General features: G+C 57.8%; 18 protein-coding genes, 1 tRNA gene and 1 pseudogene. 9 read left to right on the top strand and 11 right to left on the bottom strand.

Translation table 11 applies throughout. From position 1 onward, the window contains the following. Nucleotides 1-84: 84 nt before the first annotated feature. The 3 genes and pseudogenes from PXT33_RS11290 to PXT33_RS11280 form a co-directional block, all read right to left on the bottom strand. A pseudogene (locus tag PXT33_RS11290) lies at nt 85-1,058 on the bottom strand (carbohydrate ABC transporter permease). A gap of 15 nt (nt 1,059-1,073) precedes the next feature. Next, complete coding sequence (locus PXT33_RS11285) at nt 1,074-1,997, bottom strand: carbohydrate ABC transporter permease (RefSeq protein WP_005944588.1); 924 nt, start codon at nt 1,995-1,997, stop codon at nt 1,074-1,076. Between the two features lie 110 nt (nt 1,998-2,107). Beyond that, nucleotides 2,108-3,457: an ABC transporter substrate-binding protein gene (locus tag PXT33_RS11280; RefSeq protein WP_332376568.1), complete on the bottom strand. Its 1,350-nt coding sequence runs from the start codon at nt 3,455-3,457 to the stop codon at nt 2,108-2,110. Between the two features lie 473 nt (nt 3,458-3,930). On the opposite strand from PXT33_RS11280, the gene PXT33_RS11275 reads away from it, so the two are divergent. Both PXT33_RS11275 and PXT33_RS11270 read left to right on the top strand, forming a co-directional pair. Further along, nucleotides 3,931-4,776 (top strand): MurR/RpiR family transcriptional regulator, encoded by an 846-nt coding sequence (locus PXT33_RS11275; protein ID WP_332376567.1) that lies wholly within the window; start codon nt 3,931-3,933, stop codon nt 4,774-4,776. 743 nt (nt 4,777-5,519) lie between these two features. After that, on the top strand, nt 5,520-6,221 hold the full coding sequence (locus tag PXT33_RS11270) for a hypothetical protein (RefSeq protein WP_332376566.1): 702 nt from the start codon (nt 5,520-5,522) through the stop codon (nt 6,219-6,221). A 201-nt stretch (nt 6,222-6,422) separates the two neighbouring features. Here PXT33_RS11270 and PXT33_RS11265 read toward each other — a convergent pair whose 3' ends face one another. From PXT33_RS11265 to PXT33_RS11235, 7 genes are all read right to left on the bottom strand, one after another. After that, a complete protein-coding gene (locus PXT33_RS11265; protein WP_332376565.1) occupies nt 6,423-7,409 on the bottom strand; it encodes a TRAP transporter substrate-binding protein in 987 nt (328 codons plus the stop codon). Nucleotides 7,410-7,531: 122 nt separating this feature from the next. Next, a complete protein-coding gene (locus PXT33_RS11260) occupies nt 7,532-8,833 on the bottom strand; it encodes a TRAP transporter large permease (RefSeq protein ID WP_005939307.1) in 1,302 nt (433 codons plus the stop codon). A gap of 3 nt (nt 8,834-8,836) precedes the next feature. Beyond that, nucleotides 8,837-9,391, bottom strand: coding sequence for a TRAP transporter small permease (locus tag PXT33_RS11255; RefSeq protein WP_298638594.1), 555 nt, complete (start codon nt 9,389-9,391; stop codon nt 8,837-8,839). 11 nt (nt 9,392-9,402) lie between these two features. Next, on the bottom strand, nt 9,403-10,437 hold the full coding sequence (locus tag PXT33_RS11250) for a TRAP transporter substrate-binding protein (RefSeq protein ID WP_298638596.1): 1,035 nt from the start codon (nt 10,435-10,437) through the stop codon (nt 9,403-9,405). A 216-nt stretch (nt 10,438-10,653) separates the two neighbouring features. Beyond that, entirely contained in the window at nt 10,654-11,445 is a 792-nt protein-coding gene (locus PXT33_RS11245) for a helix-turn-helix domain-containing protein (RefSeq protein WP_332376563.1), read from the bottom strand. Beyond that, nucleotides 11,442-12,929, bottom strand: a complete 1,488-nt coding sequence (locus PXT33_RS11240) for a sensor histidine kinase (RefSeq protein ID WP_332376562.1) — start codon at nt 12,927-12,929, stop codon at nt 11,442-11,444. Before PXT33_RS11240 ends, PXT33_RS11245 begins: the two co-directional genes overlap by 4 nt. Before the next feature lie 392 nt (nt 12,930-13,321). Then, nucleotides 13,322-13,405 (bottom strand) — tRNA-Leu (locus tag PXT33_RS11235). Nucleotides 13,406-13,756: 351 nt separating this feature from the next. Here PXT33_RS11235 and PXT33_RS11230 point away from each other — a divergent pair. The 7 genes from PXT33_RS11230 (at nt 13,757) to rfbB (ending at nt 23,474) form a co-directional block, all read left to right on the top strand. Beyond that, nucleotides 13,757-15,679, top strand: a complete 1,923-nt coding sequence (locus PXT33_RS11230; protein ID WP_332376561.1) for an HD domain-containing phosphohydrolase — start codon at nt 13,757-13,759, stop codon at nt 15,677-15,679. A 155-nt stretch (nt 15,680-15,834) separates the two neighbouring features. Further along, nucleotides 15,835-16,884, top strand: a complete 1,050-nt coding sequence (locus tag PXT33_RS11225; protein WP_332376560.1) for a SpoIID/LytB domain-containing protein — start codon at nt 15,835-15,837, stop codon at nt 16,882-16,884. 130 nt (nt 16,885-17,014) lie between these two features. After that, entirely contained in the window at nt 17,015-19,438 is a 2,424-nt protein-coding gene (locus PXT33_RS11220) for a glycosyltransferase family 2 protein (protein ID WP_097775165.1), read from the top strand. 5 nt (nt 19,439-19,443) lie between these two features. Then, nucleotides 19,444-20,235 (top strand): glycosyltransferase, encoded by a 792-nt coding sequence (locus PXT33_RS11215; RefSeq protein ID WP_332376559.1) that lies wholly within the window; start codon nt 19,444-19,446, stop codon nt 20,233-20,235. 329 nt (nt 20,236-20,564) lie between these two features. After that, entirely contained in the window at nt 20,565-21,452 is an 888-nt protein-coding gene (gene rfbA, locus PXT33_RS11210; protein WP_005944568.1) for a glucose-1-phosphate thymidylyltransferase RfbA, read from the top strand. Between the two features lie 21 nt (nt 21,453-21,473). Further along, nucleotides 21,474-22,391, top strand: coding sequence for a dTDP-4-dehydrorhamnose reductase (rfbD, locus tag PXT33_RS11205; protein WP_097775168.1), 918 nt, complete (start codon nt 21,474-21,476; stop codon nt 22,389-22,391). Nucleotides 22,392-22,409: 18 nt separating this feature from the next. Further along, nucleotides 22,410-23,474, top strand: a complete 1,065-nt coding sequence (gene rfbB / locus PXT33_RS11200) for a dTDP-glucose 4,6-dehydratase (protein ID WP_005944564.1) — start codon at nt 22,410-22,412, stop codon at nt 23,472-23,474. Nucleotides 23,475-23,601: 127 nt separating this feature from the next. Here the strand turns inward: rfbB and PXT33_RS11195 are convergent, their stop codons facing one another. Next, nucleotides 23,602-24,201 (bottom strand): uridine kinase, encoded by a 600-nt coding sequence (locus PXT33_RS11195; RefSeq protein ID WP_005944562.1) that lies wholly within the window; start codon nt 24,199-24,201, stop codon nt 23,602-23,604. Nucleotides 24,202-24,226: the final 25 nt, after the last annotated feature.

Below are 24,226 nucleotides of genomic sequence, written 5' to 3'. Positions count from 1 at the left end.
CTTCGGCCCTTGGGCGGGCCTTGCGTCTTGCAGACCGCTGCGCCAAAAATCCTCCTGTTTCCGCCGCAGGCGGCGGTCGGGATTTTAGCCCTTAACAGCACCCATAGCGATGCCCTTGGTAAAGTACTTCTGGAAAATGAGGAAGATGATGATGATAGGCACAGCAGCCAGTGCGGCACCTGCCATGATCAGGCCAAAGTCGGTGCTGTTCTCAGCCTGCAGCTTTGCAATGCCCAGCGAGATGGTCAGGTTGCTGGTGCTGGACAGCATGATCAACTGCATGAAGTAGTCGTTCCAGCTGTTGATGAAGGTAAAAATGGCCAGTGCACCGATGCCCGGCTTGACCATGGGCAGCACGATGTCGATGAAGGTCTTGGCCTCGCTTGCACCGTCGATGCGGGCTGCTTCCAGCATCTCAGTGGGGATGCCCTCACTGAACTGCTTCATCAGGAACACACCAAAGGGCCAGCCCACGATGGGGAAGATGACGGCCCAGATGGTGTTGTACAGGTTCAGGCTGCTCATTTCGCGCAGCAGGGGATCAGAATGACCTGCTTGGGCAGAGCCATTGCACACACGATGAGGGTGAACAGCAGCTTGCGGCCTACAAAGCGCTTTTTTGCCAGTGCATAGCCGGCCATGGCGGCGGTGATGCAGGTGAGGATCATAGACATGACGGCCATGAACACGGTGTTGAGCATCCAGCGGATGGCAGCGGGAGCGGTGGGGCCTACCGAGAAGTAGATGGGCTCGCCGTTAGCGCTGAACTTGGAACCAAAGGGCACAGCCAGCTGCCACAGCGGGGCGCTCTTGCCGGAAAACAGCTTCTGGTAGTTGGTCAGCACCCACTGGCTGGGCCACCATTCGGGGGTGGTGGCATTGATGGCGGCACCGGTCTTGAAGGAACCGGTGATGATCCAGTACAGCGGGAAGGCGAACAGCACCGCAACGATGCTGATGAGGATCAGCGTCAGGATCATGTAGGCGCTCATCTTCTTGAGCTTGCTGGGGTGACGCTTCAACGGTTTTTGCTTTTTTGCAGCGGCATTTGCACTCATTGTCCGGCACCTCCTTTAATTATCCTGGTTGCCCAGCTTGAACTGGACAGCCGACAGAATGGCGATGATGACTGCCAGCACCACACCCATTGCGTTGCCGTAGCCGTAGCGGTACAGCTTGAAGGCGGTGTAGTAGATGTAGTACATGATGGTATCGGTGCTGTGGTTGGGGCCGCCGGAAGTCAGCAGCTGGATCAGCGCAAAGCACTGGAAGGAGTTGATGGTGGTAATGACCAGAATGTACAGAGTGGTGGGCATGATGGCGGGCCACTTGATCTTCCAGAAGCACTGGAAATCGGTGGCACCATCCACTTCTGCAGCTTCCACGATGGACTGGTCCACATTGCCCAGAGCGGAAACGTACAGCACGATGGGCTGGCCCACAGAGGTGGTGAGCAGGATCAGGATGATGCAGCCCAGAGCAAAGCGCTCATCGCCCAGCCAGTTGATGTTCTTGTCAATGAGGCCCAGAGTCTTGCCCAGATAGTTGAAGATGCCGTAGTAGTTGTTGTACATCCACTTCCACACCACGGTAACAGCCACGGAGCCGGTGACCACGGGCAGGTAGAACACGCAGCGGAAAAGGCTGGTAGCCCACTCGGGCAGGTCTACGATGGCAGAGGAGACCCACAGCGAGAAGGCGCAGGTGACGGGCACAGACACCACCACGATGATGAAGGTGTTCTTTAAGGCACCCAGAAAGATGGGGTCTGTGAACAGTTCCTTATAGTTTGCAAGCCCCACAAAGATGTCGGCACGGTTCATGGTGGAATCGAAGAAGCTGGTCACCACGCACAGCACCATGGGATAGATGACGAAGCCCAGGAAGAAGATCAGGCTGGGCAGCAGGAAGCAATAGGAAGCGAAGGTCTCGCGCCGTACCAGCGCACTGCTGCGCTTAGGCTCTTTGATCGCCGTTTTTGCAGCCAAGAGAATCACCGTTCCTTTCGGTTATGATTTTTTTTACAAATAAAGCCCCTCCCTCGTCGGGATCTTCGAGGAAGGGGCGAAGCGTCAATAATTATCTGCCCCCGGCAGAGTGGATGGGCTTATGCCTGTGCGGCAGCGTTTGCGTTGTCCACAAAGGTCTTGACGGCAGTCTCGACATCCTCACCGGAGCCGACGCGCTGCAGCATGTTCCACCACTCGGTGCGTGCGGTTGCCCAGCCCGGAGTGATCTGGTAGTAGTCGCCCAGATAAGCCATGAACTTGCTGTACTCGCTCATGATCTCGTTGTCGGCGTAGATGTCGCCCACGCTGGTACGGACCGGGAAGTAGGTGGAAGCCAGCACGCTGTCCTTGACCTGATCGGGGTCGGCAGCGATGAAGTCGATGAAGGTCCTGGCTGCTTCGATCTTGGCCTCGTCGCCGTTATCAAAGATGCCGAAGCCCCAGATGCCGCCACACAGCTTCGGGTCGCCGCTGTCGGTGGGGAAGGCCATGGGGAAGATCTCGTCGCCATCGTTGGTCAGACCGGCGGCGTTGTTGTCGCTGTTGGCCTGCTGTGCAATGTTCCAGCAGAATGCCATCTGCAGGGTGCCGTTGCGGAACAGGGTGATCTCGTCGCCGCCTGCGATGGAAGCGTCAAAGTTGATGCCCTTGGTGTCGTGCAGGGTCTGGATCGCCTTGATGTTCTCGGCGGAGTCGGCAGTGTACTTGGTGTGGGCTGCATCGGTAAAGGTGCCGCCGTACATGTTGTTGATGATCGCGCGGGTGCCCTGGTCGCCGCCCTGACCTGCGCAGTAGATGGCTGCAACGTTCTCGTAACCGCCGTTGTACAGGGCGTCAACGGTCTTCAGGAAGCCGTCGGTGCTCCAGGTGTGCTTGTCGGTATCAATGTACTGGTCAGCGCCCACTTCCTTGACCTTGGTCATGTTCACGGCCATGCAGTGTGCGGTCATGCACAGGGGATACTCGTAGTAGTTGCCGGCAGTGTCCTTGCAGGCGGACTCAACGGACTCGTAGATGTCCTTCTTGGCATCATCGGTCCACAGGTCGTTCAGCGGAGCCATAACGCCCTTTGCGCCCCAGTTTGCAACCAGACGCTCGGGACCTTCCATGATCAGATCAGGTGCGCTGCCGCCCTCGATGGCGGTGTTCACCTGATCGTCGCCGTTGGTGTAGTCCAGATACTCCACAGTGACCTTGATGTCAGGATACTTTGCGTTGAAGCTGGAAACCAGACCCTGAACAGTGTCGTCATTGCCCCAGCCGCCGATGGGGTATGTCCACAGCTTGATGCTGGTGGAAGAAGCAGCTGCGCTTGCAGCAGTAGAACCTGCGGTGGAAGCAGCAGTGCTGGTGCTTGCAGAAGAGCCGCCGCATGCGGCCAGAGCGCCGGCTGCGCCCAGAATGCCAGCGGCCTTCAGGAACGAACGGCGGGAAATGCAGTTTTTCATAGTAGTTTCTCCTTCGCATTCAAGATGCTTCACGTTGTTGGCGGCCTGCCGTGCCAGCGGCCGCTCTTGATGGCTCCATTATAGAAAAATATTTTCATTTTGTCCATTCATGGTTTTCATAAATTTTCAGAATGACAGTGTGCATTGTGCACAAAAGTGTGGGATATATGTTGAAATGCAAAGAAAATCTTGCTTTACTCTTCTGAAACTATTACAAAATGGTACAAACCCACCAAAACGATAGTGAAAATGTTTTTCTAAACAAAAATGTAAAATTGAAAGATATTTTCACAAAATGGCCAGTTTTTCCGCCAAAACTGTGTGCTCTGCACAGAACTGCGGGCCAAAATGTGGGCAATGCGTCTCTTGCGAAGCGGGGACGATTCTTTTATACTTTTTATAAAGGTGAATGAAACGGTCGGCAGCTGATCCGGGTCGGTGGACTGCTGCGCCGGAAAAGAGGAAAAAGAAAAATGGCAACGAATTTTTGGGAGCTGCTGCAGCAGCATCAGGGCGACCTGACAAAATCGGGCCGCACCGTGGCGGACTATCTTGTGCAGCACGCGGCAGAGGCACAGTATCTGTCCATCTCCTCGCTGGCAAAGGAGTGCTGTGTGGCAGAGGCAACGGTGTTCCGCTTCTGCCGGGCGCTGGGGTTTGAGGGCTATCATGAAATGCGCATTGCGCTGGCGCAGGCCAACGCCACCGGTGCACTGGTCAACCAGCATGTGCCGGAGCCGGATGCCGACACGGCAACTTTGTGCGAGCACGCCAGCGCCTTGCTGATGACTACCATCAACGGCACCCAGAACAATCTTTCGCCGGAGGCGGTGGACAAGGCTTCGGAGCTGATGCACAAGGCCCGGCAGGTGTACTGCCTTGGTCAGGGCGGCAGCATGTATATTGCAAATGATATCTGCGCCCGCTTTGCCTGCTTCTCCACCAAGTTCCGCACGGCAGGCGACAGCCATATGCAGCTGATCACGGCCAGCCTGATGACCCCGGAGGATGTGGTGCTGTTCGTTTCCTATTCCGGCGCTACCCGCGATATGCTGGAAACGCTGCGCGCGGCCAAGGCGGCGGGCGCAAAGATCATTCTGCTCACCCATTATGAGGATTCGCCCGGCGCAAAGCTGGCGGATATCGTGCTGCTGTGTGGTGCGCAGGAAAGCCCGCTGGACTCCGGCAACATCCCGGTCAAGGTGGCGCTGCTGTATGTGGCTGAAGTGCTGGTGCTGCGCTACACCATGGACGACCCCGAAAATGCCAACGCCGCACAGGATCGCACCAGTGAAGCACTGGCGGTCAAAATGCTGTAAAATATTGCCCGCAAGGCCCCTGCAGAGCCCGTGTTCTGTGGGGGCCTTGGCATATCCGGCAAAGGGTGCGTAAAATCTGTTTCTGATCTTTTTCAAAAAAAATAGACCTCATCTTTTCGATGAAGTCTATTTTTCTTTAGCCTCTTAACTTAACGGCATTGGGCGAATGCCTGATGGGCTTTTATGCCGGTGGTGGGGGTCTCCCGCGCACTGAGCAACAGCCCGCAGGGCTGATTGCTCCCCTGCTGTGCAGGGTCGTGCTGTTCGACCCGCTCACACGCCGCAGATAAAAGAAAGCCCCCCAGACAAGCTGGAGGGCTTCCTTTTTATGCCGGTGGTGGGGGTCGAACCCACACGTGTTATTAGCACAAGGAATTTTGAGTTTTTATCCTCATCTTCCATCTGGTGTCATCCAGTGATATCTAGTGATATCTGGTTCCCACTTCACAAAGGCAAAATTCACGCCTCAATGAACAATAATTTGAAATATCCACGATTTTTCGATGCGTTTTCCCTCTACTCTGTTTTTTCGATTTGGATCGCCCAAATGGAAATTGGAGGGATGTTCAGGAGGGATGCAGAGCCTGTCATTCAGGACTGTGCACACAGGCTTTTTTCTTTTTTTGGAAAATATTTCAAACCCGTGCAATTCCGAGGGCGGCTCATTTGTATCCAGAATGAAGCGACAAAACCGGGTGCACACCCCGGCAGCGACACACAATAAGAAGAGGGAATATATTATTATGAAAAAGACGGTTTCTGTTTGCATGACGGCTGTGATGGCTCTTTCCCTGCTGGCAGGCGGCGCGGTACAGGCATACGCACTTTCGGCAGAGACGGTGGAACCAGTTTCTGCTGTGGCTGAGGAAAACTGTATTTCCAGCAGCTGGAAGCGTGCTTCCGACCCGGCACTGACCGAGAAAGTCCGCAAAGTGTTCGACAAGGCCTTTGAAGGTCTGGAGGGCGTTTCCTACACGCCCGTGGCCCTGCTGGCAAGCCGCACCACCGGCTCCGGTATCCAGTACCGCATTCTGTGCAAGGCGACTGTCGTCGTACCGGGCGCACAGGAAGAGTATGTTGTGGTCACGCTGCAGCGCGGCTGGCTGGGCAAGGCAGAAATTCTGGACATCGGCGACCCGCTGTGCCTGACAAATCTGGACTACAAGGAAGACGCTGTGGGCACCTGGCAGGAAGCGGAGTCCCCCGCCATGACGGAGGAAGCCACGGCGGCGTTCAACAAGGCCACCGAGGGCCTTGTAGGTGTGGATTATGTGCCGGTGGCTCTGTTGAGCACCCAGACCGTGGCAGGCACGAACTACCGCATCCTGTGCGAAGCAACCACGGTTTATCCGGGTGCTGAGATGCACTATGCCGTCGTGAACGTGTATGAAAGTCTGGAAGGCAATGCCAACATCATCAGCGTGACCGATGAATATGTGAGCTAAGGGAGAGTTTTTGATTCAGAAGGTCCTCCGCTGCACCTTGGGTATATTCAGCGGAAACATTTATTTTGATATTGCAAACAAGCCAGACCGGCGGGTCTGGCTTGTTTGCTGTTCCACGGAGTGGGGACGTGGAGGAAAAGTGCTCCGCAGCATAACCTCAAAGCTGTGAGCCTTTTTATTTGACTCGTCCCTTTTCGGTTGTCACTCTGCCTGTATCTCTTCCACCAGCGGCAGATAGTCGGCACAGTATTTTCGGTACAGCGGCTGCACCAGCTGCCGGAAGTTCTGCATTTCTTCTTCGGGCAGCGGCAGTTCCCGGCACCCGCCAGCCAATGCCGCTTTTCGGGCAGCTGTTTCCTCCTGTGCCCAGAGTTGGCGCTCGTACTGCGCCGATGCCCGGGCGCACGCTTGCAGGGTCTGCCGATATTCCTCCGGCAGTGCATCCCATGTGCGGCCGGAAGCCAGCTGCACCTCCGGTACGCGGCTGTGCTCATCGGCCATGTAGTACCGTGCCACCTTGTAGTGCTCCATGGAATAGTAGGCCGGCCAGTTGTTTTCGGCGGCATCGATCTGCCCGGTCTCAAGCGCCGAGTAGACATCGCTGTACGCCGTGGTCTCCGGCACTGCACCCAGCAGGCGGATCATGTCGATCACGATCTGCGAATCCTGCACGCGGATGGTCTTGCCCTGCAGATCGCTTAGGCTGCGCACCGGCTGACGGGCATAGAACGAGCGGGCACCCGCGTCGTACCAGCTCAGGCCCACGCGCCCCTGCGCGGTAAAGTCCTGCAAAAACTCAGCCCCGATGCTGCCGTCCAGCACGCGCCACATGTGGTCGGCATCCCGGTAGAGATACGGCAGCAGCAGCACGTTGAGCCGGGGCAGATCGTCCGTGACCACCGAGAGCGACACACGGGCAAAATCTACGCCGCCAATGGCAAGCTGTTCCCACACCTGCTGTTCCGAGCCGTACTCGCCGTTCGCCTTGACCTGAATGACCACCTTGCCCCCGGTCTGCTGCTGCACAAGGTCTGCAAAATACTGCGCGCCCTGCGTAGTGGGGTACCCGGCGGGCTGGTTGTCGGCATAGGTCAGCACATAGTCCGGTGTGGTCTGCGACTTTGCGCTGCAGCCTGCCAGCTGCAAGGCTGCAAAGCCCAGCCCGGCTAAAAAAGTCCGTCTGCGCATGGTGTCTCCCTCCCTTTGCAGATAGTATAGCGCATAAGACTGCCTTTGTGCAAGAGACAGGAAAAGGCGGTGCCCGCCGCAAAGCAGGTACCGCCTTTTAGGAGAAGAAGGGAATGTCTCAGTTACATCAGGCCCATTGCCTGCGGCAGTGCGGTAGACACTGCCGGGATAAAGGTGACCAGCAGCAGGCCGCCGATGATGGCCACATAGTACATAAGCATGTACGGCATGACCTTGGAAAGCGAGGTGCGGCCCACCTTGATGCCCACGAACAGTGCGTTGCCCACAGGCGGGGTGATGTTGCCGATGCACAGGTTATACACGAGGATCAGACCGAACTGGATGGTGCTCATGCCAAAGCTCTGGCAGATGGGCAGGAACAGCGGGGTGAAGATGAGGATGGCCGGAGTCACATCCATAAAGGTGCCGGACACCAGCAGGATCACGTTCATGATGAGCAGGATGATGTACTTATTGCTGGTCAGGCTCAGCAGAGCTGCCGCCACAGCATCCGGGATCTGCAAAAAGGCCATGACCCAGCCCAGAATGTTGGAAACGCCTACAAGGAACACCACCATGCCGGACATCTTGGCAGAGTCCACGAGGATCTTCCACAGGCTCTTCAGGTTGATGGAGCGGTAGCAGAAAGCAAGGATCAGCGCATAGACAACGGCAATGGCAGAGCCTTCGGTGGCAGAGAACACACCGCCGATGATGCCGCCGATGACCACGATGATCAGGGACAGGGAAGGCAGGGCGCGCAGGGTGCAGATGCCGAGATTTTTCCAGTCAAACTTGCCGGGGGTGCCTTTATAGCCCAGCTTGACCGCCAGCAGCACGCCCACCACGCAGCAGCACAGCGCCCAGATGATGCCGGGAATGTAACCGGCCATGAACAGCGCAGCCACAGAGGTGCCGCCGGATGCCAGAGAGTAGGTAATCAGGGCGTTGGACGGTGGGATCAGCAAACCGGAGCAGGAGGAAGCGGCATTGGTGGCAGCGGTCACGGCGGGGTCGTAGCCCTGCTCCTCGGCACCGTCGCGGATCATGGAGCCAACGGCGGCAGCCGCAGCGGATGCAGAGCCGGAGATGGCGCCGAACAGAGCGTTGGTGCCGATGTTGGTCACCAGCAGTGCGCCGGGCATCTTGCCCAGAATAGCCATGACGAAATCCACCAGACGTTTGGCGATGCCGCCCTGATTCATGATGTTGCCGGCCAGAATAAAGAACGGGATGGCGGTCAGACTGAACTTGCTCATGCCCACAAAGGTGCGCTGGGCAGCGGTCAGCACGGCCACGTTCAGGTCAATGGAAGAAAGGATGGCAGTCAGGGAAGAGACTGCAATGGCGTACGAGATGGGCACGCCGAGGAACAGCAGCACCAGCAGCACTGCCAGAATTACGAGTAACGCTTGAATTGCCACAGCTTAGTCCTCCTTATTTTCCTTGTCGGCATCGGCAGCCATTTCGGCTTCCACCTTTGCAAAGTCTGCATCCTCCGGGGTATCCAGACAGATGGAGCCGTTGGCGATGCCGATAATGTTCAGCACGGAATACACCAGAATGATCACGCCGCAGATGGGCATGACCCAGTAGAACACGCCCACAGCTACGCCCAGCGAGGAGGTCTGCTGTCCCATAGCCAGCTGGGACACCTGAAAACCGCCGAACACCAGAATGGTCGCGGAGAAAACGAACGCAATGATCTCGGCAAAAATGTTGAAGGCCTTGCGCATGGTGGGGTTGAACCGGTCCACCAGCACGGGGATGTTCATGTGGCCGCGCTCGCCGGAGACGATGGTGGCACCCAGCATGGTGCTCCAGCCGAACAGATAACCCACCAGTTCCTCCGACCATGTGGAGGGAGAGTTGAAAATATAACGTACGATGACCTGATAGGTGGTCAGCACCACCATGACCGTCATGCTCAGACCTGCCAGCAGGTTGAGCACCTTGTTCAGGGTATTTCTCAGTTTTTCCATGATGCTCCTCCTCAGTCCGCAGTGTGGGCAGCGTTGTGCTGCTGGATCAGGTCATAAATGGGCTGCAATTCCGGGTTTGCTGCCAGCACGGAATCGTGCAGGGGGGCCATAGCCTCCTGAAACGGTGCAGTGTCCGGGTAAATAAAGTTGACGTGCTGCTCGTTCTCGGCCTTGTCCTTGGCCTCGGTCACGGCATCCTCCCAAGCGTCCTGCTCGGTGCGCTTCACGATCTGGAAGCCCTCTTCAAAGATCGCGCGCTCCTCGTCGCTGAGCTCGTTCAGGAAGGCGTAGTTTGCCACCAGCAGGTCCGGCACCATCTGATGCATATCGTAGGAGTAATACTTGCAGATATCGCCGTGACCGTTATCGGTCAGAGCCAGCTCATTATTCTCGGCACCATCCAGAATACCGGCCTGCAAGGCGGTGTACACATCGCCGAAGCCCATGGGCGTAGCGGTGCCGCCCAGCAGACGCATCATTTCCACGTTGGTGGGCGACTGCTGCACGCGGATCTTCAGACCCTTCAGGTCGGAGGGCTGGTTGATGGGGGTCTTGATGGTGTAGAAGTTGCGGGTGCCGGCATCCAGCCATGCCACCGTTTCCAGACCGGCCTTGGAAGTGGTCTTGAAAATGGGGTCCGTCACTTCGGGGTCGTCCATCGCCTCATGGTAGGCTTCTACGCTGGAGAACAGGTAAGGCAGGTTGAAGATCTGGTATTTGGCACTGAAGGTTTCCATGATGGCAGTGGACGCCACCACAAAGTCGATGGCACCGGTCTGGGTCAGCTGCACCATTTCGGTCTGGGAGCCCAGCAGCTCGCTGGGGTACACCTCTACACGGTACTTATCGCCCAGCTTCTCGTTGATGTAGTTGGCAAAGGCTTCCAGTCCTAGATGATCCGGGTGGGTCTGGGACTGCACATGGCCGATGCGCACGATCTTGCGGTCGTCACCGGAGCCGGCACCGCAGCCGGTAAGCATCATGCTGCTGGTCAGTGCCGCTGCGCCCATCAGCGACAAAAACGTTCTTCTCTTCATGAATGGCATCCTCTCTTTTCACGTTTTTTCTATGATTGTATTTTAACAACTCGTTCATTTTTGCGAAACCGGATTATTTTGTGAAACGCAGTACGATTTTGTCTTTGTTGTATCCAAGTACAATTTTTGTGTTTTTTGGACGAAAAAAACTGGCAAAAACAAAAAAGCACCCGTTCCTCTCCTGTTCACAGGCAGGAAAGAACGAGCGCTTCTTTTGGATCCGATTTATCCTTGTGCCGCTTTTTCCGCTGCGGCTACGCGGTATTCCGAAGGGGTCTGGCCGGTCAGGCGCTTGAACACCCTTGTAAAATAGTTGGCGTCGCTGTAACCCACAGCAGCGCCGATATCCTTCAGGCTCAGGCGCGGGTCCAAAATCAGCTGGCGCGCCTTGTCCACCCGGTATTCGTTCAGGTAGGCCGAAAAGTTTACCTTAAAGCACTGCTTGAACAACTTGCAGAAGTAGGCGTCCGAGTAGCGCAGCGCAGCGGCGGCATCCTGCATGGAGATATCCTCCCTATAATGAGCGTCGATGAAGCGGCTGATCTCGGCACGGATGATGGCGGTGCGCATATCCTCGTCCTCTTCCCGGCGGAGAGGCTCTGCAGGCGCAGGGGGCTGTGCCGGGTGGGCAGGCAGCGGCACCGACACCTGCCGGATGGCATCCTCCACCGCGAATACCAGTTCCTGCTCGTTGTAAGGCTTGAGCAGATAGTCCATCGCCCGCACAGAGATCGCCTGCCGTGCGTAGTCGAACTTATCAAAGCCGGTCAGGAACAGGATGGCGCAATTTTTGTCTGTTTCACGGATCTTGCGCGCCACCTCCAGCCCAGTGAGACCCGGCATTTCAATGTCCAGCACAGCCACCTGCGGCGCTTCGCGGGCAAAAATTTCCAGAGCCTCTCTGCCGTTTTTGGCTTCGTACAGGCAGATCAGGTCTCCCAGATACTTCTGCAAGGTCCGGCACAGCACCTTGCGCTCGATCAATTCATCCTCTGCCACCAGCAATTTGCACTTCACGAGAGCGTCTCCTCCTTTTCTTCCGGCTGCTGCGTTTGCGGGAGCTCAAACCGCACCACAGTACCGCAGTCTGCGCGGCTGTATACCTGCATTTTACCGCCCGGATACAGCATCCCGATGCGGCGGGAAATATTGCCAAGGCCAATGCTGCGGCCGGTCTGCTCGCTCTGGGCAATTTTTGCCTGCACGGCATCCAGCTCCTCTGGGGTCATCCCCTTGCCGTTGTCTGCAACTGTGAGCACCAGCACCTTGCCCTGCATCCATGCCCGCAGCAGGATGCGTCCGCCTTCCTCGCGGGACTTGAGCCCATGCGAGTAAGCGTTTTCCACCACAGGCTGCAGCATAAAGGACGGCACCAAAACCGCCGCAGGCTGCACCCGGATGCTTTTTTCTACGGTAATGCGTCCGTCGAACCGCATTTGCTGCAAATAAATGTAGTCCTCCAGCCCGTCCAGTTCCTCCTCCAGCGTGATCTGCTGGCGCTTGGTGCGCAGGTTGTGCCGGAACAAACTGCCCAGATGCACGATCATCTGGTCGGTGGTGGAAGCATCCTCCAGCCGCGCCATGCAGGAGATCATGTTCAGGGTGTTGAACAGAAAATGCGGATTCACCTGACTTTTAAGCACCTCCAGCCGGGTGTGCTCCAGATCTTTTTCCAGTGCAAGGTTCCGCACCTCTTCCCGGTGCAAAGCCTGCTGGGTGGTCAGCTGCTGCGCCATGGCGTGCTTCATCTGGTTGAAGGTTCCCGTCAGCCGCCCCACCTCGTCGCTGCTTTTCACCGGTAGGTCCGGCCTGGAAAAATCGCCCTCGGCAATGCTGCGGGAAGCCTGCGCCAGCCGCAGCAGCGGACGCACAACAGCGCGGCTCAGCACCCGGATGAGCAGCAGCACCAGTACAGCCGCCGTCAGGAACAGCCCCAGATACAGCCACGGCAGATGCCGGATGTGAGCCGCCGTGCTGCTGTAAAGGGCGTTTTCCTGTTCCAGCGTGGCCTGTGTCAGACGTAGCGCATACTCGGCAAGGTAGTCCTGCAGTGCCATCACATGGTACATTTGTTCAATATAGGTATCTGCCGAGGGGGAAAGCTGCAAAAAGGCATCCCGCTCCTGCCGATAGCCCGCATACCCTTGCAAAAGGTTCCATGTGCGGGCATAGCGCTCCTCGCCGATGCGGGCATAATCGAAGGGCAGGGCCGCAAGGCTCTGCTCGGAAGCGGTGCAGGCGGCGGTATAGGCCTGTTCGGTTTCAGAAGTAGGCTGGCGCACATAGCGTGCAAAGGCCTGTGTTTCGTCCTTGAGGGCGTTTTGCACCGTGTAGCAGACGGCGTTGTCGGCCAGCAGCATATCAAAGGAGCGTACCGTCCACTGACCTGCCATGGTAGCAATGCCAGTAGAAAGCATGGTGACCAGCAAAATCGCGGCAAGCCATGCCGTGACCTTGCGGCGCAGGGATATACCGCCCTGTGCGGTTTTGTTCCGTGCCATACGCTTTCCCTCCTGTCCTTGCAGCATCCCGGCCTTTTTTATAAGTATAATAATCTCCCGGGGAAAGTGCAATTGCAAAAAGCACCGGTTTCCGCAAAGAAATCGGTGCTTGCAGGCAATGTGTCAGGCTGTCAGCGGGTCAACAACTGAAAATGATTCCGCATCTTCCCAGAAAACACCAAAGTATAAGAAACTGAGCAGAAAAAGAAAAGCAGCCCAAAACCTTTCGATTTCGAGCTGCTTGCTATGCCGGTGGTGGGGGTCTCCCGCGCACTGAGCAACAGCCCGCAGGGCTGATTGCTCCCCTGCTGTGCAGGGTCGTGCTGTTCGACCCGCTCACACGCCGCAGATAAAAGAAAGCCCCCCAGACAAGCTGGAGGGCTTCCTTTTTATGCCGGTGGTGGGGGTCGAACCCACACGTGTTATTAGCACAAGGGATTTTGAGTCCCCCTCGTCTGCCATTCCGACACACCGGCTGATATACAATTCAAAAGAACGTTACTATTATAGCGGATTCTGCGCACAAAATCAAGACTGAGTTTCCGGCGGAAACACGTGGACTGTTCCCGGGCAGAGCGGGCAGCAGACGGCCGGAAAACTGCACTCCCCAATTTGCGTCGCTTTGTGCGGCACAGTACGGTGTCTGATGAGGAAATTTGACAAAAATAAAGAGCTTACGTTGATTTTACAGGATCAAAACGACACATTCCGCACCGCGGGCTGCAAGGGGTGAAGATTGACGTATTCTGGTAAAAAATAGTATAATGTTATTCGTGAAGGAATGCCGTGCGGCTCAAAACGCGCGGTTTTGCAGCGGGGGATATGCGATGATGAGCAAAAAAGACAGAACACGCCAGCAGATGGAAGAGGAAATGCGCCAGCTCCGCAAGGTGTTCATGACGGTGCGCCTGATGAAGGCGGACGAGGTGCAGGGCGGCAAAAAGGGCAGCGCGCCCTGCTATGCCCAGTGGCGGCGCAGCCGTCCGTGTGAAAACTGCGTGGCAAGGCAGGCGCTGGAAAAGAACACCCGGAAAACAAGGCTGGAATACTTTGGGCAGGAACTGTACGAGATCACGGCCAGCTGTGTGCAGGTGGATGGCCAACTCTGTGTGCTGGAGCTGACCCGCAAGATCGACCGCAGCGTTCTGCTGGACCCGGAAAACGGTGAGCGGCTGCTCAACAGCATTACCGACGAGCGGGAAAAGCGCTACCGCGACCCGCTGACCGGTGCCTACAACCGCACCTATTATGATGAGAACTACCGCTACCGCAGCATTACCGCCGGTGTGGCGATGCTGGATATGGACGATCTGAAGTTCTCCAACGATGTTTACGGCTCCGGTGCGGGCAACAGCGTGCTGGAAACGGCGGTAAGCACCATCCGGCGCGGCCTTTCGGAAAAAGACCGCCTGATCCGCTACGACGGCGGCAGGCTGCTTTTGCTGCTGCCGGACATCCGGCAGGAACAGCTCAGCCCGCGTCTGGAACAGATCCGTCTGCAGCTGCAGGCGGCCAGCGTGCCGGGCTACTCCCGCATCCGCATGTCGGCCAGCATTGGCGGCGTGTGGATCGACGACGAAAATGTGGACGATGCGGTGCAGCACGCGGAACGGCTGATGCACTATGCACGCATCCAGAAAAACACCGTGATCACCGAGCGTCAGCCGGAGCCGCACGCCCTGCAGCCCACCCACAGCCGCCAGAGTGTGCTCATCGTGGACGACTCGGCCATGAACCGGATGCTGCTCAGCCAGATGCTGAACAGCCAGTTCGACACTGCCGAAGCGGCTTCCGGCGAGGACTGCCTGCGCCTGCTGGAACAGAACCCCACCGGCATCTCCGTTGTGCTGCTGGATATCCACATGACCGGCATTGACGGCTTTACTGTGCTGGAAGCCATGAGCCAGCGCGGAATGCTGGAAGAGATCCCGGTCATCATGATCTCCAGCGAGGACAATGTGGACACGGTGCGCCGCGCCTTTGATCTGGGTGCGTCCGATTATATCAGCCGCCCCTTTGATGCAAGGGTGGTGTATCAGCGCATTACCAACACCATCCGCATGTATGCAAAGCAGCGCCGCCTGAGCGCCATGGTGGCGGATCAGGTGTCGCAAAAGGAAAAGCGCAGCCAAATGATGATCGGCATTCTGAGCCGGGTGGTGGAGCGACGCAACGGCGAGAGCCGCACCCATGTGCAGCACATCAGCACCCTGACCGGAATGCTGCTGGACCATCTGGTGCAAAAGACCGAGACTTACCCCCTGACGCAGGAGATGCGCCGTACCATCAGCATGGCCTCGGTGCTGCACGACATTGGCAAAATGGAGATCGGGGAGCAGGTCCTGAACAGCCCGGAGCCGCGCACGCCGGAGGATGAAGAAATCATGCGCCAGCATACCCTGCTGGGTGCACGGATGCTGGAAGAGCTGGATGCCTACCGCGACGAAGATTTTGTGCGGGTAGCCTATCAGATCTGCCGCTGGCACCACGAGCGGTACGACGGCAGCGGCTACCCGGACCAGCTGGTTGGCGAACAGATCCCCATTGCGGCACAGGTGGTCGGCCTTGCGGATGCCTACGAAACGCTGACTACTGGCAGCGGAAGCCAGCCGCCGGTACCCTGCGCGGCTGCAGTGCAGATGCTTTGCACCGGCGAGGCCGGGGCGTTCAATCCGGTGCTGCTGGACTGCCTGCGGGAGATCGAGAACGAGATCGACGATGCCATGCGTCGTCGGCCGGAGACCTTATAAATCAGACCGGAGAGCAGCCCGAACGGGAAAGGCCCTCCGGTTTCTTCTTTGTCCAGATGTGAAAACGAAAGTCCAGTCCTTGCCCGCAGGCGCAGGCTGTGTTACACTGTAAAAAATACAGTCAGAAATCTGCAAAAAACAGGAGGAGATCACTTTTGAAACATCTGCATCGGTTTGTGCGCCGCGCGGCGGCGTTTGTGCTGGCAGCAGCGCTGTGCGTTTGCGTGCTGGCCCCGGCGGCTTCGGCAGCCACCACTATGGGCGGCGCGGACACGACCCTGATCCCTGCCGAGGAGGAAAACTGCCTTGCATGGCTCTTTGGCACCAGTGATACCATCACCATGCCTTACCTCAACATCAAGGGAAAAGGCCTGCAGCGCAATGTTACGCTGAACCTTGTGGACTGCCTTGTGGGCATTACCTACACGGAGCTTGGCTCCATTGGCAGCTATGTCAGCGCCAGCGCCGCCCAGCAGGCGTGGAAGGCACAGGCGGTGGCCATCCATTCCTATCTGGAATACCACAAGCAGTACGGCTCCTCTGCCAATGCGCTTATCTACACTCCGGTGGATCAGATCCCGTCCTCGGCACGGGAAGCCATCCGCAGGGCGGTGGAACCGGTGAAAAATGAGATCCTTACCTACAACGGCAGCGTCTGCGACGCCGTGTGGTCGGCCAGTGCGGGCTACAACACCCAGACCGGCGTGTACGGCACCTGCTCCGGCCGGGACGCATGGGGCACCGATGTGCCGTATCTGCAGAGCGTGGAGAGCCCCTACGAGGAGCAGTACCACAACAAGCTGCGCCGGGTCATCGGAAAAGACTATACCTATAAAGAGTATAACGACAGCCGCACCGGCGAGCCCTACGTCAGCGCCGACACCACCCACAAGGATCTGGGCGGCTTTGTGCAGTACAACACCTTTGTTTCCAATGGCCGCAGCTACCGCTATATCGGCCAGTTCGTTTCCTCCCGCTACTGCTTCGACTTTGGCGCGGACGAAAGCGGCACTCCCTGCATGACCTATTACGGCTTTGGCCATGGCGTGGGCATGAGCCAGTGCGGTGCTGTGGGTTACGCACAGGAGCAGGGCATGGGCTACCGGGAGATCCTGAGCCACTACTACACGGGTGTGAGCATTTCCACTTCCGGCAGCTCCGGCGGTGGGTTCTTTGGCTGGCTGCACAGCCTGTTCCACTGGTAAGCAGTGGAAAACTGCAAAGAAATGCGCGCAAAACCTTCTCAAATCATGCCGGATTTGGTATACTATAAATCGTGTGATTTTTTGAGAGATCATTTTAAGATAAAAAAGTTCCATAGGAGCGGAGATCGGAATGGATCAGGAAAAAGAAACCAAACGACAGGCCGAGCGCTGCCGTGCACTGGCGCAGCGCATCGTGCGGGAGCTGACCCCTGCCAGCATTCAGGTGCTGGGCGGCAGCGGCGCACTGGCCGAAGCACTGGAAAAGGCCGGCGCACAGCTGCTGCCGGAGAATGCAGAGCAGGGCACCGCTGCCCTGCTGGTGGTGGAGGACCCGGAATGGGTGGATCTGCCCGCACTGCAGTGTGCACAGGTGCTGCTGGTATGCACCGATGCATCGGCCATGGCTGACTGTGCAAAGCAGCTGGCCGCACAGGGCCTGTACCGGGATTTTGAGTGGAAGAACCGCGGCAAAGCCCAGCAGACCGCGCTGTTCTGCCGCAGCGCCGCTGTGCAGGATGCACAGCAGCTGCTGGCAGGCTACGAGATGACGCTGGACGATCTGCGAGAGCGGATGCAGCAGGCCGAACGCACCGGCGAAGAGCAGACGGCTCAGCTGGAGCGTCTGCGCAGCGATCTTTCGCTGAGCCGCAGCCATGAGCAGGATCTGGAAAAGACACTGAACAATGTGACCAGCTCTACTTTCTGGAAGATGAGCTGGCCGCTGCGCTACTTTGTCAGCAAGGGCCGTCAGCTGGCACACACCTTCCCGCCGTTCGTCTTTCTGGGCCAGCTGCGCCGGGTGGGCATTTCCGGCGTGCGTGCGCAGGCAAAGGCCAAAAAGGAATATGCGAAGCTGTTCCCGGGCAGGACCATGCGCGCCGACCGCTTTGCCAGCGCAGAGCTGCTGGTAAGGCAGGCGGCCGACCAGCCCGCCGCGCCGCGCATCAGCATCGTGGTGCCGCTGTACAATACGCCGCAGCAGTTTCTGGTGGAGCTGCTGGACTCGGTGCAGAACCAGACCTATCAGAACTGGGAGCTGTGCCTTGTGGATGCCGGACAGGACGAGACGGTGGGCCAGACCGTAGCAGCCCGTGCTGCGGAAGACCCCCGCATCCGTTACCAGAAGCTGGAAAAGAACGAGGGCATTGCGGGCAACACCAATCAGGGCTTTGCGCTGGCAACGGGCGAGTTCATCGCCCTGCTGGACCACGATGATATCCTGCACCCCTGTGCTCTGTGGTACGTGGCACAGGCCATTGCCGAACAGGGCGCAGACTTTGTGTATACGGATGAAGTGACCTTTGAGGGCGACATCGACCATCTGACCGTTTACCATTTCAAGCCGGATTATATGCTGGATAATCTGCGCTCCAACAACTATATCTGCCACCTGAGCGTGTTCAGCGCAAAGCTGCTGGCCGCTGTGGGCGGCGATGAGCGTGCAGCCTACAACGGCAGTCAGGACTATGACCTCTACCTGCGCCTGACCGAAAAGGCGCACAAGATCGTGCATATCCCGCACCTGCTGTACTACTGGCGCTCCAGCCCCACCAGCGTGGCAAGCAACATTTCGGCCAAAACCTACTGTCTGGAAGCTGCGGTCAAGGCCCTGTATGCCCACTACGAGCGTGTGGGTGTGCCGGTGGATGAAGTTTCCATGATCCCGGGTACGCCGGGCTTCTATAAGACGGACTATACCATCACAAAGCCGGGCCGGGTCAGCATCCTGATCCCCAGCTGCGACCATTCTTCCGACCTGCGCACCTGCGTGGAGTCCATCTACCGCAGGAGCACCTATGAGGATCTTGAGATCATCGTCATCGAGAACAACAGCAGGGAGCCTGCCACCTTCCGCTGCTATGAAAAGCTGCAGAAGGAGCACAAAAACCTGAAGGTGATCACATGGCAGGGCACCGGCTTCAACTACAGCGCCCTGAACAACTTTGGCGCAAAGGAAGCCACCGGCGAATATCTGCTGCTGCTCAACAACGATACCGAGGTCATTTCTCCGCGCTGGATCGAAGAAATGCTCATGTACGCCCAGCAGGACCGTGTGGGCTGCGTGGGCGCAAAGCTGCTTTATCCGGACAACACCATCCAGCACGCGGGCATCGGCTTCGGCTTTTTGACCCTTGCGGCCCACATGCACAAGAACTTCCCGGTGGGCCACCCCGGCTATATGGGACGTCTGGTCTATGCACAGGATGTGTATGCGGTCACTGCCGCCTGCCTGATGGTGCGCAGGAGCGTCTACGAGCAGGTGAATGGTCTGGACGAGAGCTTTGCTGTGGCCTTCAACGACGTGGACTTCTGCGTGCGCGTGCGCGAAGCGGGCTATACCAACGTGTTCACCCCGTTTGCACAGCTGTACCACTACGAGAGCAAGAGCCGCGGTCTGGACGAGAACCCGGTCAAGCGCAAGCGCTTCATCTCGGAGGTGGAGCGCTTCCAGAAGCGGTGGGCAAAGCAGCTGGCCGCAGGCGACCCCTGCATGAACCCGAACTTTGACCTGATGAAAGAGGACTTCAGCTTTGACATCAAACCGCTGGAGTGAACGACATGGAACTTTCTGCTTGTATCGTAGTTTATAACGGCGCGGATGAAGCGCTCAGGGCGGCACAGACCGTGCTGGACTGCACCCGCCGCCACCCGCTGACACTGTATCTGGTGGACAACGCCAGCCCGGACGGCAGCGGCCAGCGCCTTGCCAAGGCCGCGAAGGACGGCACCCTGCACATCCGCGAGGACCAGAAGGTGGAGGTGCTCTGCCGCACAGAGAACGGCGGCTTTGGCACCGGCCACAACACGGTGCTCAGCCTGCTGCAAAGCCGGGTGCACTTTATCCTGAACCCGGATATCCAGCTCACTGCGGATACGCTGAGTGACCTTGCGGACTGGATGGCACAGCACCCCGGCGTGGTGATGGCGCGGCCCGCGCTCACCTTCCCGGACGGGCGGCCCCAGCGTCTGCCGCTGCGCCGGTGCAGTGTGCGGGCCATGGTGTACCGCCAGCTGCCCTGCCTGAAATTCTGGGCAAAGTACAACGAGCGCTATCTCATGGCGGACAAAGACCTGACAAAACCCACCGAGATCGAGTTCTGCACCGGCAGCTTCTCGGCCGTGGACACTGCGGTGTTCAAGGCTGTGGGCGGCTTTGATGAGGACTACTTCATGTATGTGGAGGACGCCGATCTCACCCAGAAGATGCGCACCCGGGGCAAAGCGTATCTGGTGCCCCAGTATACGGCCATCCATGCATGGCACCGCGCCGCGCACCGCAGTCTGAAGCCCTTTTTGTGGCAGCTGCGCAGCCTGCTGCGCTATTTCTCCAAGTGGGGCTTTGCGTGGTAACTCCCCCAGCCAATGCCTGCGGCATTGCCAGCCCCCTCGGAGAGGGGGCCTTTTGAGCGGAACAAATGCGAGATTGAAGGAGTTTCAGAACGGCTTTTCCGGAAAATTTTTCGGGAAAGCCGTTCTTTCTTGCTTTTTGTGTGATTTGATAGTAAAATAAAGTGAACTGTTATTCCCATTTTGCCGTTCCGGGCAGGGGAGAGCGGCTCCTGAATTTGTTTACAGCGGACGCAGCTCCGCTTTGAATCCATACGTCATCCGGGCGGTCTCCCGTCTGGGCGGCGTACAGCTGCACAACTTTTCAATCTATTTTAAAGGAGTGCACAAATATGAAAGGTATCATTCTTGCCGGCGGTGCCGGCACCCGGCTTTACCCGCTGACTATGGTCACCAGCAAGCAGCTGCTGCCGGTCTACGACAAGCCGATGATCTATTACCCCCTGTCCACGCTGATGCTGGCAGGCATTCAGGACATCCTGATCATCTCCACCCCGACCGATACGCCTCGCTTTGAGGCGCTGCTGGGTGATGGCAGCCAGTACGGCATCCATCTGCAGTATAAAGTTCAGCCCTCTCCGGACGGTCTGGCACAGGCCTTCATTCTGGGCGAAGAGTTCATTGGCGACGACTGCTGCGCCATGATCCTGGGCGATAACATCTTCTACGGCAACGGCTTCTCCAAGATCCTCAAGACCGCCGCCGCCAATGCGGAAAACAAAGGCCGCTGCACCGTGTTCGGCTACTATGTGCAGGACCCGGAGCGTTTTGGCATCGTGGAGTTCGACAAGGACGGCAAGGTGCTCAGCGTGGAGGAAAAGCCGCAGCATCCCAAGTCCAACTACGCCATCACCGGCCTGTACTTCTATAACAAAGAGGTTGTGAAGATGGCAAAGCAGGTCAAGCCCTCTGCCCGCGGCGAGCTGGAGATCACCACCTTGAATGACATGTATCTGAAGAAGGACGAGCTGGATGTTCAGCTGCTGGGCCGCGGTTTTGCATGGCTGGACACCGGCACCATGGACAGTCTGGTGGAGGCAGCCGATTTTGTGCGCATGATCGAGAAGCGTCAGGGCATCAAGATCAGTGCGCCGGAAGAGATCGCCTTCAAGTACGGCTGGATCGACCGCGACACCCTGCTGGAAAGCGCTGAGCGCTACGGCAAGAGTCCTTACGGCCAGCACCTGAAGAACGTTGCAGACGGCAAGCTGCGCTATTAAGCAAAAGAGAGGCATACCCATATGAAAATCATTGTTACCGGCTGCAAGGGTCAGCTGGGCACCGAGATCCTCAAGCAGCTGCGCGAAGGCCGCAGCGAGATCGGCCCCATCCCCGAAAAGCTGCTCAATGCCACGGTGATCGCCGTGGACCTGCCGGATCTGGATATCTCCAACTACAAAATGGTGGACGAGTTCATCCGCCGCAACCGCCCGGATGTCATCATCAACTGCGCTGCCTACACCAATGTGGACGGCTGCGAAGTGAACCATGATGCCGCCTTCAAGGCAAACGCCCTCGGCCCCCGCAATCTGGCACAGGCAGCGGAAAAGACCGGTGCACGACTGGTACACGTCTCCACCGATTATGTGTTCTCCGGCCGTGAGAACGGCGGCGTTGCACAGGACGAAGCCACCATTCCCGGCCCCATCAGCGCCTATGGCTCTACCAAGCTCATGGGGGAAAAGTATGTGGAGCAGTTCTGCCACCGTCACTTCATCGTGCGCACCGCGTGGCTCTACAGCTACTACGGCAAAAACTTCGTCAAGACCATCGTGAACGCAGGCAAGAAGTTTGGCAAGCTGGAAGTGGTCAATGACCAGTGCGGCAACCCCACCAACGCGGTGGATCTGGCCCACGAGATCCTGCAGTTGTGCGTGACCCACGAGTACGGCCTGTATCACTGCACCGGCGAGGGCATCTGCTCGTGGTATGATTTTGCGTCCGAGATCATCCGCCTGTCCGGCGTGGATGCCGCTGTGGCACCCTGCACCAGCGAGGAATACAAGGCAAAGCACCCGGAAAGCGCCGACCGCCCCAAGTGGAGCGCACTGGACAACCGGATGCTGCGCTGCACCGTGGGCAACGATGTGCGCGACTGGAGAGACGCTCTGGCCTGCTTCTTCGCCCACTGGGACGGCGACAACGGGATGAAAGACTGAAAAGAGGAAATTGAACCTATGAAAACCTATCTGATCACCGGCTGCGCCGGTTTTATTGGCTCCAACTTTGTGCATTATATGCTCAAGAAATACCCGGAGATCCTGCTGGTCAATCTGGATAAGCTGACCTACGCCGGCAATCTGGAAAACCTGAAGGATGTGGAGGGCGACCCCCGCCATGTGTTCGTGCAGGGCGATATCTGCGACAAGGAGCTGGTGGAAGGCCTGTTCCAGAAGTACGATTTCGATTACGTCATCAACTTTGCCGCCGAGAGCCACGTGGACCGCTCCATCAAGAACCCCGAAATTTTTGTGCAGAGCAACGTGATGGGCACCGTCAACCTGCTGCAGCGCGCCAAGGAAGCATGGTATGATGCCGATGCCAAGACTTGGAAAGAGGGCAAGAAGTACCTGCAGGTGTCCACCGATGAGGTGTACGGCGCACTGGGTGCGGACGGCTACTTTATGGAGACCACCCCCCTGTGCCCCCACAGCCCCTATTCTTCCTCCAAGGCCAGCGCCGATATGTTCGTTATGGCATTCCACGATACCTACGGCATGCCCGTGAACATCACCCGCTGCTCCAACAACTACGGCCCCTACCAGTTCCCGGAGAAGCTGATCCCCCTGATGATCAACAACGTCAAGCACCACAAGCAGCTGCCCGTCTACGGCGACGGTATGCAGATCCGCGACTGGCTGTATGTGGAAGATCACTGCAAGGCCATCGACATGGTAGCCAACGGCGGCAAGATCGGTGAGGTGTACAACGTGGGCGGCCACAACGAGCGCCCCAACATCTTCATCGTCAAGACCATCATCAACCAGCTCCACGACCGTCTGCAGGACGAGGGCATCAGCGAGGACCTCATCAAGCATGTGGCCGACCGTCTGGGTCACGACCGCCGCTATGGCATCGACCCCACCAAGATCAAGAACGATCTGGGCTGGTACCCCGAGACCCCCTTTGAAAAGGGCATCGTGCTGACCATCGACTGGTACCTGAACCATCAGGAGTGGATGGACCATGTCACCAGCGGTGATTACCAGAACTACTATCAGGATATGTACAAGAATAAGTAACAGCCTGTAAACCAAGCAAAACCAAAAGCCGGACAGCCCGCAAGCTGTCCGGCTTTGTTCGGTTCAAGGGGTGCTCTTCCGCTTTGCTATATGGCACCTTGGTCTTACCGGCGGCGCGAAAGCCATTTCAAATCGTCCCGCTTTGGGTGGTGTCTACCACAAAATCCGCCGTCTCCGCAATGTGGTACTGGGCAAAATAGCCCTCCTCCAGCGGCACCCACCGGGCGGCAAAATTGGCATATCGCTCCCCCTCCCGCGCCTGCAGGCGGCGGGTCTGCTCTTCTTTTGCGTAGGTCAGGAACACCCGCAGCGTTTCGTAACCGGTCAGCAGCGGGTGGTGGCTGTAGCTGCCCTCCAAAATCACCAGCGGCTGCGCGGCCAGCTCCCGCGCGGGCAGGTACGCACCCTCGCGGCAGGAATAGGCACGGTACTGCACCGCCTGGCCCTCGTAGGCTGGGCGCAGGGCTTCGTCCCGCAGGCGGGCAAGGTCCATATTGGCGCAGGGCGTTTTCTCCCAGCCGCGGATGCGCTGTGCAGGCGGCAGGTAAAAATCATCGGTGTGCAGGGTGATGCTGGCCGGAAACTGCCGGGCCAGCGTATTTGCAAGGGTGGTCTTGCCGCTGCCGCAGCGGCCATCCAGCGCCAGCACCAGCGGCTTTGTGGGCTGCTGTGCCAGTGCGGCGGCAAGAAGGGAGATCAGGCCCGGCGGTGCAATGTTCTGTGGCATGGATGCGTGCTCCTTTTATAAGATA

Source organism: Faecalibacterium taiwanense (assembly GCF_036632915.2).
GTDB classification, from domain to species: domain Bacteria; phylum Bacillota; class Clostridia; order Oscillospirales; family Ruminococcaceae; genus Faecalibacterium; species Faecalibacterium taiwanense.
This window is presented reverse-complemented; position numbering and strand designations above follow the sequence as displayed.

Coding starts and splice junctions, on each gene's coding strand:
- rfbA (WP_005944568.1), top strand. CDS start 20,565: ATGAAAGGTATCATTCTTGCCGGCGGTGCCGGCACCCGGCTTTACCCG.
- PXT33_RS11240 (WP_332376562.1), bottom strand. CDS start 12,929: ATGGCACGGAACAAAACCGCACAGGGCGGTATATCCCTGCGCCGCAAG.
- PXT33_RS11195 (WP_005944562.1), bottom strand. CDS start 24,201: ATGCCACAGAACATTGCACCGCCGGGCCTGATCTCCCTTCTTGCCGCC.
- PXT33_RS11215 (WP_332376559.1), top strand. CDS start 19,444: ATGGAACTTTCTGCTTGTATCGTAGTTTATAACGGCGCGGATGAAGCG.
- PXT33_RS11220 (WP_097775165.1), top strand. CDS start 17,015: ATGGATCAGGAAAAAGAAACCAAACGACAGGCCGAGCGCTGCCGTGCA.
- rfbD (WP_097775168.1), top strand. CDS start 21,474: ATGAAAATCATTGTTACCGGCTGCAAGGGTCAGCTGGGCACCGAGATC.
- PXT33_RS11265 (WP_332376565.1), bottom strand. CDS start 7,409: ATGCGCAGACGGACTTTTTTAGCCGGGCTGGGCTTTGCAGCCTTGCAG.
- PXT33_RS11255 (WP_298638594.1), bottom strand. CDS start 9,391: ATGGAAAAACTGAGAAATACCCTGAACAAGGTGCTCAACCTGCTGGCA.
- PXT33_RS11275 (WP_332376567.1), top strand. CDS start 3,931: ATGGCAACGAATTTTTGGGAGCTGCTGCAGCAGCATCAGGGCGACCTG.
- PXT33_RS11270 (WP_332376566.1), top strand. CDS start 5,520: ATGAAAAAGACGGTTTCTGTTTGCATGACGGCTGTGATGGCTCTTTCC.
- PXT33_RS11250 (WP_298638596.1), bottom strand. CDS start 10,437: ATGCCATTCATGAAGAGAAGAACGTTTTTGTCGCTGATGGGCGCAGCG.
- PXT33_RS11280 (WP_332376568.1), bottom strand. CDS start 3,457: ATGAAAAACTGCATTTCCCGCCGTTCGTTCCTGAAGGCCGCTGGCATT.
- rfbB (WP_005944564.1), top strand. CDS start 22,410: ATGAAAACCTATCTGATCACCGGCTGCGCCGGTTTTATTGGCTCCAAC.
- PXT33_RS11230 (WP_332376561.1), top strand. CDS start 13,757: ATGATGAGCAAAAAAGACAGAACACGCCAGCAGATGGAAGAGGAAATG.